This is a genomic window from Spirochaetota bacterium (assembly GCA_035477215.1).
Lineage (GTDB): Bacteria > Spirochaetota > UBA4802 > UBA4802 > UBA5368 > MVZN01.
Genome location: DATIKU010000037.1, coordinates 25,396 through 37,714 on the forward strand (window position 1 = coordinate 25,396; position 12,319 = coordinate 37,714).

At 59.1% G+C, this 12,319-nt stretch carries 10 protein-coding genes; 8 read left to right on the forward strand and 2 right to left on the reverse strand.

Annotated features, from left to right (window positions below):
- Positions 1-141 precede the first annotated feature (141 nt).
- The 3 genes from VLM75_08835 to VLM75_08845 all read left to right on the forward strand — a co-directional run bounded on the left by VLM75_08835 (position 142) and on the right by VLM75_08845 (position 4,674).
- Positions 142-1,206, forward strand: coding sequence for a hypothetical protein (locus VLM75_08835; protein ID HSV97024.1), 1,065 nt, complete (start codon positions 142-144; stop codon positions 1,204-1,206).
- Positions 1,203-3,863 carry a c-type cytochrome gene (locus VLM75_08840; protein HSV97025.1) on the forward strand — a complete coding sequence of 887 codons (2,661 nt, stop codon included), beginning with the start codon at positions 1,203-1,205 and terminating at the stop codon, positions 3,861-3,863. Before VLM75_08835 ends, VLM75_08840 begins: the two co-directional genes overlap by 4 nt.
- A gap of 220 nt (positions 3,864-4,083) precedes the next feature.
- Positions 4,084-4,674, forward strand: a complete 591-nt coding sequence (locus tag VLM75_08845; protein HSV97026.1) for a transposase — start codon at positions 4,084-4,086, stop codon at positions 4,672-4,674.
- Between the two features lie 393 nt (positions 4,675-5,067).
- Here VLM75_08845 and VLM75_08850 read toward each other — a convergent pair whose 3' ends face one another.
- Positions 5,068-6,261 (reverse strand): hypothetical protein, encoded by a 1,194-nt coding sequence (locus tag VLM75_08850; protein ID HSV97027.1) that lies wholly within the window; start codon positions 6,259-6,261, stop codon positions 5,068-5,070.
- A gap of 668 nt (positions 6,262-6,929) precedes the next feature.
- Here VLM75_08850 and VLM75_08855 point away from each other — a divergent pair.
- The 5 genes from VLM75_08855 (at position 6,930) to VLM75_08875 (ending at position 10,680) form a co-directional block, all read left to right on the forward strand.
- Positions 6,930-7,163 carry a YgiT-type zinc finger protein gene (locus tag VLM75_08855; protein HSV97028.1) on the forward strand — a complete coding sequence of 78 codons (234 nt, stop codon included), beginning with the start codon at positions 6,930-6,932 and terminating at the stop codon, positions 7,161-7,163.
- A gap of 89 nt (positions 7,164-7,252) precedes the next feature.
- On the forward strand, positions 7,253-8,695 hold the full coding sequence (gene gltX, locus VLM75_08860; GenBank protein HSV97029.1) for a glutamate--tRNA ligase: 1,443 nt from the start codon (positions 7,253-7,255) through the stop codon (positions 8,693-8,695).
- A gap of 7 nt (positions 8,696-8,702) precedes the next feature.
- Positions 8,703-9,143: a hypothetical protein gene (locus VLM75_08865; protein HSV97030.1), complete on the forward strand. Its 441-nt coding sequence runs from the start codon at positions 8,703-8,705 to the stop codon at positions 9,141-9,143.
- Between the two features lie 53 nt (positions 9,144-9,196).
- Positions 9,197-9,886, forward strand: a complete 690-nt coding sequence (locus VLM75_08870) for a hypothetical protein (protein HSV97031.1) — start codon at positions 9,197-9,199, stop codon at positions 9,884-9,886.
- On the forward strand, positions 9,883-10,680 hold the full coding sequence (locus VLM75_08875; GenBank protein ID HSV97032.1) for a transglutaminase-like domain-containing protein: 798 nt from the start codon (positions 9,883-9,885) through the stop codon (positions 10,678-10,680). The genes VLM75_08870 and VLM75_08875 overlap by 4 nt, the downstream gene beginning before the upstream one ends.
- Positions 10,681-10,696: 16 nt before the next feature.
- On the opposite strand, the gene murJ is transcribed toward VLM75_08875, so the two are convergent.
- Positions 10,697-12,244, reverse strand: coding sequence for a murein biosynthesis integral membrane protein MurJ (gene murJ, locus VLM75_08880; protein ID HSV97033.1), 1,548 nt, complete (start codon positions 12,242-12,244; stop codon positions 10,697-10,699).
- Between the last annotated feature and the right edge of the window lie 75 nt (positions 12,245-12,319).

Consider the following 12,319-nt stretch of genomic DNA (forward strand, 5'->3'; position numbering starts at 1 on the left):
GGGACGCGGTCTGTCAAATCATTTCATGGCCGGGGCGCGGTTGAAATTGTATTGACTATTCATAATTCGATGAAACATTGAAGGGCGGAGGCCGTCTTCCCCGGCGGGACGCCCCGGCCCATAAGCGACAAGGAGCGCGTCATGGAAGCACCATCGTTCATCCCCGCGGCCGAAGCGATATCCGCGCCGTGGTGGCTATTCGAGTCGCTCGGCATCATCGCGCTTTCGGTGCATTTTATATTTATCAACATTGTCGTTGGCGGAAGCCTCATCGCGATCGGATCGCGCATTGCGGCGCGTTTCCGCGGAGAAAACACATCGCCGTACATTCCGCACGGAATCACGACGGCGCTGGCGCTCGGCATCAACTTCGGTGTGGCGCCGCTCCTTTTTACGCAGGTGCTCTACGGGCATCTGCTGTACACCAGCTCTATCCTCATGGCCGCCTTCTGGATTTCTATCATCCCGCTTCTCATCGTCGCTTACTACGGCGCCTACATCCATACCGGTGGCGACGGCCGCGGCGCCCTCAGGAGCGCCGCACTCGCCTTCTCGACCCTGGCGCTCCTTTACATCGCGTTCATCTTCGTCAATAATATGACGCTCATGCTCCAGCCGCAGGTCTGGAAGGCATTTTTCGCAAACCGCGCCGGTACAATCCTTAACCTGGGCGATCCGACGATAATACCGCGCTACCTGCACTTTCTCATCGCCTCGGTGGCCGTTGCGGGGCTTTTCAGCGCGCTTATGGCCCGGCGCGCGGCGGGTGTGGCCGTCGGCCGGGATGTCCGGAAGGGCCTGCGCATATTCGCCTTCGCAACGTTCGTACAGGTCTTCGCCGGGCTCTGGTTCCTGGCGTCCCTTCCGGAAAAAGCCATGCTTCTGTTCCTCGGCGGTGACACGATCTTTACGATTATACTCGCGCTCGGCGTTGTCCTCGCCATCGCATCCATCGTTTTCGCGCTGCGCGGCCGCGTCATCCCCGCAACCGCGGCCCTGGTCGCGATAATCTTCCTTATGGTCGTCAACAGGGCCAACCTCCGGAGCGCGTATATCAGGGAATTCTCCGACCCGGCCAGGCTCCACCTCGAACCGCAATACGGTGTGATGACGCTCTTTCTTGTCGCGGTCATCGGCATGACATACGCGCTGTGGCGCATGATCGGAATGCTGCCGGTCTCGGAAGAGGGGAGGAAAGGGCGGTGAACTATCCGACATGGGAAACCGGTTTTTTAAGCGGCGGCTCGCTCATCGCCCTCATCTCCATACTGCACGTCTATATCGCGCACTTCGCGGTCGGAGGGGGACTGTTCATCTGGTTGACCGAGCGCAAGGCCCTCCGCGAGGGGAGCGCCCCTCTCGAAGAGTATCTGAGAAGGCACAACCGGTTTTTCCTTCTGCTCACGATGATCTTCGGCGGCGTGTCGGGCGTCGGCATCTGGTTCATCATCGGTCTTGTCAGTCCCGCCGCCACCTCCACGCTCATCCACAACTTCGTCTTCGCCTGGGGCATCGAGTGGACATTCTTCCTGGGCGAGATCGCGGCGCTCCTTATCTATCATCATTACTTCGACGCCATGAAGCGCCACCTGCGTCTCAAGATGGCATTCCTCTATTTCGTCTTCGCATGGATGAGCCTTCTCGTCGTCAACGGCATCATTAGCTTCATGCTCACACCCGGCGACTGGCCGGCGACTGGCGACTTCTGGGACGGTTTCCTCAACCCCGGCTTCATCCCCTCCACCGTCTTCCGCTCGTTCATCGCGTTCATGTTCGCCGGGCTCTTCGGCCATGTGACGGCCGTTCGGATGGAGGAGAGCGAGTTTCGCACTCGGATGATGCGCTACTGCACGAAGTGGCTGCTTTATCCCATGATCGGTCTTGCGCTCTCCGGCGCATGGTACTTCTACGCGCTTCCCGCCGACACGCGCTACACCGCCTTCATAGTCAATCCCGAGATGGATACCTTCGTCCGCACGCTCCTCGTCGCATCGGTCCTCATCTTCGCCGCGGGGCTCGCCCTTTCGCTGAAGAGCGGCCGGACCGTTCAGAAAACGATCACCGCGCTTTTGGTCCTCATCGGCCTGTCATGGATGGGGGGATTCGAGTATGTGCGGGAGATCAGCCGCAAGCCGTACGTCATCAGCGGCTACATGTATTCCACCTCGATCCTCGTGCAGGATGAAGAGCGCCTCAACCGCGAAGGGGTCCTTCCCAACGCGCGCTGGTCGACCGTGCGCGCCCTTACCGCGGATAACACGATGGAAGCGGGACGCGAGATCTACCGCATGCAGTGCTACCCCTGCCACACAACGGGCGGCATACGAAACGACATCATCCCGAAAACCCGTTCGTTCACCTACCTTGGCATGCGCTCCCAGCTCACCGGCCAGGGCAAGGCCAAACCGTACATGCCGCGGTTCGTCGGCACGCAGGCCGAGAAGGAGGCCCTGGCCGCGTATATCGTCAAGGGCCTCAACGGCGGCACGCTCGACGCGCGCCCTGAACCGGTGAACATACTCCCGCTCGCCGACGCCGCCATACCGCCCTTCGATCCGAAAAACGACGACTATGTGCTCCTTGCATGGAGCGACCTCGGCATGCACTGCGTGTCCGACAGTGATCCCTGGTTTGTCATCCTGCCGCCGGCGAGCACCCTCGAGGCCCTGCTCATCAAACGGGGATCGACCCCCGAGGTGGTGAGCGAAAACGTGGCCATTTCCTATGCGGTCGAGGCGGGATTCGAACGCCCGTCGAACCACGTGCGTTTCTGGGATTTTGCAGAAAATTATTTCGGGAAGAAACTACAGCCCGGCACCGGACTGACGGGCAAAGGACTTGCCGGCACATTCACGCATAACGCCGAGAGCGTGTCGTTCGTCGCTGAAAAGATGCCGGTGCTTCCCTACGCCGACACGGGCGTGTTCAACCCTTATCCACTCATTGCGGTTCAGGCGAAGAGCACCGTAAGTGGCAAGGTGCTGGCCGCCACAAAAGCGGTGGCGCCGGTCTCGACCGAGATGGGCTGCCGAAACTGCCACGGCGGCCCCTGGCGCTGGAAAAATATTTCCGGAATCGCCGACGACACGGCGAAGGACATACTGCGCCGTCACGACCGGGGCAAGGGCACCGACCTCCTCGCCCGCGCCGCGAAGGGAAAGCCGCGTCTCTGCCAGTCATGCCACGCCGATCCCGCGATCGGGGCTTCCGGCGACGGCAAACGCCTGAACCTTTCGGCGGCTGTCCACGGCCTGCACGCCGGCTATATACCCGTGCGCGGCGCCGATGCCTGCGGCCTCTGCCACCCGACGCATCTCACGGGAGCCACGCGCTTCGCCCGCGGCGTGCATGCTTCGGCGGGCATCACCTGTGTCAACTGTCACGGAGAGATGACCGATCACGCCATCTCGCTCCTCAGGGCCGAGGAAAGCAAACGGACCGCAAAAATGCTCCTCAGGCACCTCGAACCCACGGCGGTCAAAACGAAGGCCGAAATAAATCCGCGAAAGCCCTGGATCAACGAACCCGACTGCCTGACCTGTCACGTCGATTTTAAAAAGCCGGCGTCCAAACCGTCCGCGTTCAACACATGGACCGCCGATGCCTCCGAACTCTACCGGAAGCGCACCGACAACACCGGGAGCCTGCGCTGTATCGCATGCCACAATTCGCCGCACGCGGAATATCCCGCACGCAATCCCTACAACGCGCGCCGCGACAACATCCAGCCGCTCCAGTACGGTAAAATGCCGTATACCATCGGCGCCAACCGTTCGTGCGAGGTGTGCCACAAGGAAAAGAAAGAGTACGAGGTACACCACGAGAATATGCTCCGCTCGGTACGCCGCGTGATGCCGCAGTGAGTACCGCCGGTAGAGGGGGCAAGGGGTCAGAGCCTGTCTCCTCGTGGACCAGGGTCAGAGCATGACCATAGGGTACAATTCCCCGGAGGAAGCGTCTGTGGCCAGCGGAAACCTCTCCAAGGGGTCAGAGCCTTTTTTTCGCACCTGCGCAAAAATCTTTTAACTTTTCCTCAACACCAAACGTTTATTCAGTGAATACCACCTTGCCATGGAGGTCATCATGCCGCGTCCCAAACGAATAACGACTCCCGGCGTCACGCACCACGTATTCTGTCGCTGTATTGAGAAGAAAACGCTCCTGCGCACCCCCTTCGCCTCCAACCTGTTGATACGGGTATTGCGAAAAACACAGGAAACATACAGCTTCGACCTTGTCGCCTATCAGATCATGGATAATCATTTTCATTTTATCATTCAAACAAGGGAGAACGAGGCATCCATCTCGACAATAATCCAGTACATTAAAGCGCGCTTTGCCGAAAACTACAACCGGGCGCGCGGAAGATGCGGCCCGTTCTGGAATGAGCGGTTCAAGGACACCGTGATCGAGCTGTCGGACAAACCCATGGTGTACCTGTTATGGTTGCTCTGGTATCTTGCCTTCAATCCGGTGAGGAAAAACCTGGCATCCAATCCGCGCGTCTATCCATATGGCAGCATCAGGAGCTATCTCGAAGAAGAGTACAATTCGCCTTTGAAGATAACGTTTCATGAATATTTTCTCGCGCTGGGCGATATTTTCGCGGACCGGGTGAAGGCATTTCTCTATTACGAGGAAGCGTACCGTCGGCGATTGGCGCTGCTTTTTTAACTTACCGACGACAGCCAATCATAACGAATCCGGTCGAACCGGGCCTCTGCTCCGACCGGCAGACTTATTCCGTTTACATTTACGGATACTGTCAGTACCGTGCGCGTTTTATTCTACCGAACATTCTTTCCTGGAATCTTAGCACTTCGTTTAAGAGAAAAGCGACTGGATCGGTTTTATGTAGAGAGCAAATAGCTACAAAAATCACTGATATGACGCACGTTGCAAAAGAAGTTCGAAAAGGGGAATATTAGGGTCAGAGCCATTTTCATGCTCTGACCATTATGCAGCTCACCAGGGGTCAGAGCCCTACTAAAAGCACCCCCTCGGCCCCTACAAAAAAGAGCGCGGCAAACGCCGCGCTCTTCCGTACGTACAGACAGGAATGAAAGCTTAGAACTTAACTTCCGTCTTCACCCACAGGGTGTTGTCCCTGGCCGTTTCCTTTCCACCGCCAACAAGCTTCGCTTCAAGCTTCTGGGCCTGATACACGACCATCGCCTGGACGGCCTTGTTGAACTGGTACCCGAGACCGGCATAGTAGGTGGTACCATCGACATCCTGAATAAAACCTCCAGTTGCGGCATCACTCTCGGTTGCACCAACAGCATACTTGCCGTAGAGAAGCACCGGAACGCCGACCGCTTCGGCCAGGTTGATGTTCGCCCAGATTTCATAGACGGTGTAATCAGCCTTCTGATTTACATTCTCAGAATCCCGCTCGCCTATTAAGTAGTTCGCACCAATTTTAAAAGACTTGTCGCTCCATGCAAGGCCGCCACCATAGTAGGTAACTTCATCGTCGTCTGCACCGACAGCAACGATGTCACGGGTGTGGTAGTACCCGTTTATGAAGAGTCCCTTGAGCGGGGTGATGCTGATCATGCCCCAGTAGGCCTTGTCGGTCAGCTTCTGGTCCTCGGTGTACCTGAATCCGTCGCCGTTGGAGTACATGCCGGTGAGGGTGACCATCTTCATGACGCTGAGGTCGGCCTTGACGCCCATGTCGGCCGAGCTGACGTCAAGCGAATGGCTCTTCAGACCGGCGGTGTCACCTGTTTTACCAAGAAGATCGCCGCTCTTATCGATATAGTTGTTGTAGATGAAGCGCGCGCCATGCGTGCTATCGATGATGCTGATAACCGGCGTTCCCACGATACCATACTGGATCTTAAGCTCGACCGGATCGAAATTCTGCTTCATCTCGACGTAGGCGAACTTGACGAACATGATGTTATTGGCTTTCTCCGAAGCAGTAAGCTCGTCAAACTGGTCATCGGCATCATTATCTTTTCCAGCATACTCATTGATCGTACCAAGACCTGCGCCGTCAACCGTCACCCTGGCGCTCCACGCATCGTCGAACTTCTTGACGAAGGTGAGATAGGCGCGGGTGAGGCGCATGTTGTCGGCCTTCTCCTGCCCCGAGTCGCTCTTCACGTAATACGCGTAATCGAGAAACAATACACCGCTCACGTCAACGACGGGCTTGGGCTCCTCGGCCTTGGGTGCGTCCTGCGCAAATGCTGCGCCGGCAAACGCGAATACGGCCGCAACCAGAAGCGCTAATACTTTGCGTGACTTCATGTGTAATTCCTCCTGAAACGATTTTAGTAAATGATTGGATTCTTCGCGCAACCGGAGAATGCGCATCGCTTTCCCGCCCTGGGCCGGAAATTTACGGCATTACCGGGTTTCGCGATACATCCATTATTCGGTCGGAACGCCGCATACCGCTCCGGATCCCGCCGCACTCCCGTTTCATTGCGGGAGAGAAGCGGGGCCGCGTGGAAATACCGGCCGCCGGCCGGTAGACGCACAGGCTGGCTGCGAGTCTACGAACGGCAAATTCGCATGTCAATGTGAAATTCCTATCAAGATCGGGTGAAATTTATGTTAAAAGTGCCGGCGTAAAGCACGAACCGAACGCTTTTTTCCTGATGGTATGATGGTATGATAGTACAAATTTTAACCAGCATATGAAATCATGGCATACTGTTTCGCCGCGATGTTACCGCATGCTCTGACCCCACTCCGACCCCCGGCAGGCCAACCCATCCCGCACATGCTCTGACCCCTTCCACCCCCATACCGGGCGCATAAATACGCCCGCGTGCGCATCCCCGTCCGCGGGCCGAAATTTACCGCAAATCCACGCCCCGCGCTAAAATTTTACTTTACGCGCGACTCTCCCGGCGCGACATATAGCTTTCCGGGGCGCAAACGCGTCACGAAGATTGAAACGGAGCAATGCAATGGAATGCGGCTGCGGCGGTGCGCTGATCGAGGGAAAAAGCTGCTACAGCGTGAGCCGCGATAATTTTTACCTGATGCTGGAAGAGATCCCCGCCTTTCAGTGTACGCGCTGCGGCCGCGTGCTCTTCACGGAGGAGACCGTGGACCGCATCAAAAAAATCGAAAACCGGCTCGAGCGCGACGCCGCACAAGTCATCACCGGAAGGCCGTCGGTCAACCTGTACGATTACTGAACGTTAACGGCGGAAAAGCGCTGGCGTGATGGATACGCCTGCCGGCACCGGCCGGCCACTCCGGATACACGCAGTCCAAGGAGAACCCAATGAGACTCAGATTCGCCCCCAGCCCCACGGGCTACCTGCATATCGGAAACGCGCGCACAGCCGTGCTCAATTACCTCCTTGCGCGGAAGTACGACGCCGCCTACGTGCTCCGCATCGAGGACACCGACATGGAGCGAAGCACGCGCGAGTCTGAAACGTCCATACTCGACGACCTGCGCTGGCTCGGCATCCGCTGGGGCGAGGGCCCCGACGTCGGCGGCGACTTCGGCCCCTACCGGCAGTCCGAGCGCTTCGACATCTATCAAAAATACACGGACCTTCTGCTCGCCGAAAAAAAGGCCTATTGCTGCTACTGCAGCCAGGATGAGCTCGAGTCCATGCGCCGCGAGGCCTCCGAGGCGGGGCGCACCTTCGTATATCCCGGAAAGTGCCGGAACCTCGGCGACGCCGAGAAGGCCGCGCTCGAGGCACAGGGTCGAAAGCCCACCGTGCGCTTTCTCGTGCCGGAGGATGAAACCATCGTCATAAACGACCACATCAAGGGGCGGGTCGTCTTCGAGAGCGGCAACATCGGCGGCGACTTCATCATCGTGCGCTCCGACGGCGTGCCGGTGTACAATTACATCGTCATCATCGACGACACCCTCATGGAGATCACGCACGTAGTCCGCGGCGAGGACCATCTCCCGAACACCCCCAAACAGGTGCTCATCGCGCGGGCACTGGGGCTCCCCGTGCCCGAATACGCGCATATGTCGCTTGTGCTCGGGAGCGACCGCTCCAAGCTCAGCAAGCGCCACGGCATCACCTCGGTCGAGGTGTACCGGCGCGAAGGGTATCTGGCCGAGGCGCTCGTCAATTACCTGGCCATGCTCGGCTGGGCCGCCGAGTCCGGCGAGGAGATTCTCGGCATCGAAGAGATGGCCCGCCAGATCGAGATGGGAAACCTCGCGCGCAGCGCCGCCGTCTTTGACTTTCAGAAATTGCGCTGGATGAACGGCATGTACATCCGCGCCTTCGACCTCGGCAAAATCACCGATCTCTTCATACCGCATCTCCTGGACGCCGGGTACGACGTCGCGGGGCTCGACCGGTCATGGCTCGAGCGCGTTATCGACGCCGTGCGGGGCAACTGCGAGGTGCTCTCCGACGTCCCGCGCCACTTTGCGCTCTTCCTCGACGAAATCATGGAGCCCGACGAAGGGGCGATCGCCATGCTCGAAGAGGCCGACTCGAAGGCCGTCGTCGCCGAGGCATACCGCCTCATCACCGGCGAGCTCAACGAAAACACCTACGCCGCCGAACTGGTCGGCCTGATCAAAAAGAACACCGGTATGAAGGGCAAAAAACTTTTCATGCCCGTACGCGCCATGCTCACCGGCTCGCTCCACGGGCCCGAGCTCGACGTAATGGTGCCGCTCATCGGTTACGACAAGTGCAGAAAGCGCATCGAATACATCCACGGCCGGTTTGCGCTCTGAGGAAGCCGTGCTGATAGTGAGCGAAGACGGCGCCCGCGCGGGCGATACCCTGTATCTCTCCGGCGCCATCGGGGGGCCGTGCCTCAGCGAGGAGGCATCATCCGCACTTCTGCGGGGTATAGTCCAGATGTTCGCCCCGCACGCGCTTGCCGATACGGCCGGCGGCATCCTCGCCGCGGTGCGGGAGGTCGCGGACCATACGGGACTGGGATTTCTCATAATCGAGGAGTCCCTGCCTCTCGCCGACGGCCTTGCCGTGCCGGTCTATGCGGCGCGGGGAGGCTATCTTTTCAGCTCGCCGAGCCGTCCCGTCACCACCATGAGCATCACCATCGACGGAGTACGGGTAAGCCCGGTCGGCGAGCTTGCCGTTACCGGCGAAACCGTTCTGCGAAATGGAAAGACGATCGACGTGGAGCGCGACGAAAGGGGACTCTACGATCCGTAAAGGCGCGCGCCTTGCGGATCGCGCCATACCCACATCTCGATCTGGAGGGCACAATGATACCGACAAACCGTGCGTTTTTAACCGCTATTCTCGCGTTCTGCTTCGGATGCGGCGGCGTTCCCGAAACCATACCAACGGGAAGCTGGAACTACGCGCTTTTCATCAACGGCGCGCGCGCCGGAAACGCCGTCATCTCCAACCGCAGGGAGGGCGAAACCTACGTCATCACTTCCGAGCTCAACATGAACATCGCCGGAATGCACAATGTTTCCAGGCAGGTCGTCACCGAAACCACGGAGTTCGCCCCGGTAAAACTCGAAACCAGCAACCGGATTAAAATCCCATCAGGGTGGAAGAGTATCGAAACGACAGCCCTCTTCCGCGGCAGAAACGTCGAAATCCGCTCGGGCGGTCGTAAAACGCTCGTCACCCTGGATGGCGACTTCGTGCTCGATGGAAACTTCTTTGCGGCGAAACTCATCGAGGGCCGCTTCCGCGAGGGCCTCGAGATAAAAGGCGCCATCTACGATCCGTCCATCGAGCTCGACGCGCTGGTCCCCGTAACCACGCGCGTGCTTGGACGGGAGATCGTCGACGTCGCGGGAACAAAGCGCAGGCTCCTTCATGTCAGCCAGTCTATCGACGTCATCAAGAGCGCCGACTCGTACCTCGACGAAAAGGGGGTGATGGTGAAGGCGGTCGTGCAGATGATGAACCTCACCATCGAGCTCATCCTCGAATGAGATTCTTCGCGTACATTGCCCGCGGCGCGGGAGGGTTCTGCGCTGCTTTAGCCCTTGTCCTTGCGCCGCTCTGGGCCACCGACTCGACCGCGCTCGATCCCGCCATGTTCTCCGTACCCGCGCGCGGCGACACGGCGCGCATCCCGGGGGAACGCGTAAGCCGCTACCTGCTGTCCTCGACCGACCCGGCCTTCTCCCTGCCCGACACCCCATTCCAGCGCGTGACAGCGCGCCAGAGCCGCGGAGGAAAGATGGAGCTTTTACTACAGGCGGGAGTCGCCGGGGCGAATCCGCCAGGGGCCGGCAACGTCGATGACACGGCGCTGTTAAACCTGGACGATCCCGCCATTCGCGCGCTTGCCGCCCGCCTCAAGGGCAGGGCCGACACAATCGACGCCGTCGAGCGCCTCGTCCACGCACACATTACCGATAAAAGACCCGGAATACCCATCATCCCTGCGCGCGAGGTCGCCCTCGGCCGTGCAGGCGACTGCACCGAACACGCGGTACTCGCCGTGGCGCTTCTGCGTTCGCTCGGCGTACCGGCGCGCGCGGTGGTCGGGATGGTATACAGTGAGAGCTTCGAGGGGGCGCGAAACGTCTTCGTTTTTCACATGTGGGCGGAGGCGCACCGGAACGCCCGGTGGGTACTGGTCGACCCCACGCGGCCGGGCGAAAAGCAGACCAATCGCTACGTGGCCTTTTCGTATCATCATCTCAAAACGCCGACGCCCCTGTCGTACCTCAGGGCGGTTGCGGCGATAAAAAACCTCTCCGTGGAGCGCAAACCCTGATTTCCCGGTGCGTTTTTCAGCGCTTTCCCGCAACGCGCCGCATTTTATCCATAATATAGCGCATCTCCTCCACGCCCAGCGCCAGGCATACAAGCAGGTAAACAGCGCCGCCCGAGCCCACACACAGCGCCAGGAAGCCCGCACGGTACAGGAACGGATCGTTGGTCCAATCCACTCCGCCGGCGACAAGCAATATAACGCCGACCATCGCGCCGCTCGCGAGACAGTATTTCAAAATCGGCAGTACAAGCGGCCGCGCGGCGACCGCTCCGATTTTACGGAAAAGCCACCAGAGGAGCAGCCCCACCTGCACCGTCCCCGAGATGGAATTGGCAAGAGACAGTCCCGCGTGCGCGAGCGCCGTCTGCATGAGCACATAGCCCAGGCCAATATTGAGAACGAACGAGACGGCCGAGGTCACGACCGGGGTCCTGGTATCTTTAAGAGAATAGAAGGTGGGCGTGGTTATGCGAAGCACCGCGACCGATGCGATGCCGATACTCGCGTAGAACAGGGCGCGCGCCGTCATCTCGGCATGATACGCGGTGAAAGCCCCGCGCATAAAGAGCACCGAAACGATCGGCAGGCCCGCCGCCATGAGCGCCACCGCCGCCGGCACGGCCAGAAAGAGCGCCGCGCGCACCGAGCGCACGTAGATGCTCTTGAGTGCCTCAAGGTCGTCCCTCGCCGAAACGCGCGACATCTCGGGGAGAATGACATTACCGATTGAGAAGACGAATATCCCCAGCACAATCTCGGTAAGCCGGTCCGAGTAGTAGAGGTACGAGATGCTACCCGGGGCCAGCATGGACGCCAGCACCGTGCTCATGAAGATATTGATCTGGTATATCGCTATGCCGAAAACCGCCGGTGCGATAAGCCTGAATATTGAGCGAATGCCCGGGTGTTTGAAGTCGATTGAAAAGCGCAAGCGAAATCCCGACTTCAGCAGATAGGGGATCTGAAGTATCGTCTGCAGAACGCCGCCAAGAATCACACCCCAGGCCAGTCCGTGGAGCGGCTCATCGAACAGGTTTCTGAAAAAGAGCGCTCCGATTATAAAGCCCAAGTTCAACAGCACGGGCGAAAACGACGGCGCGAAAAAATAACCGTGCGAGTTCAGCACCCCCATCGCGAAGGCGACCAGCCCAACGAAAAAGAGGTAGGGAAACATGATCCGGTTCAGGTCGGTGGTGAGCGCGAGCGCCGCCTCGTCGGTGAAGCCGTAGGCGAAAAGCCGAACAATCTCAGGAGAAAAAGCCACTCCAAGGGCGCAGAGAGAGGCAAGCACCACCAGCAATATGGAGAGCGTCTTCTGCGCCAGTTCCAGAGCCTCCCTGTCGCCCCTGTTGACCAGGTATCCGGTGTATACCGGTATGAAGGAGATGGTAAGCGCCCCCTCGCCCACCAGCCTCCTGAGCAGGTTCGGTATACGGAAGGCGATAAAAAAGCCGTCGAGCGAGGCCGATGCACCGAAAAAGGCGGCGACGATCATGTCGCGCACGAAGCCCATAACGCGGCTGGTGAGGGTGGAGAGCATGACGACGCCCGCAGATCTGAGCATGGATTGCGCGGCCATAATGGCGCCTGCATAGCGGCCGGGGCGAATTAAGTCAAATGATAATTAGGCGCAAATGGA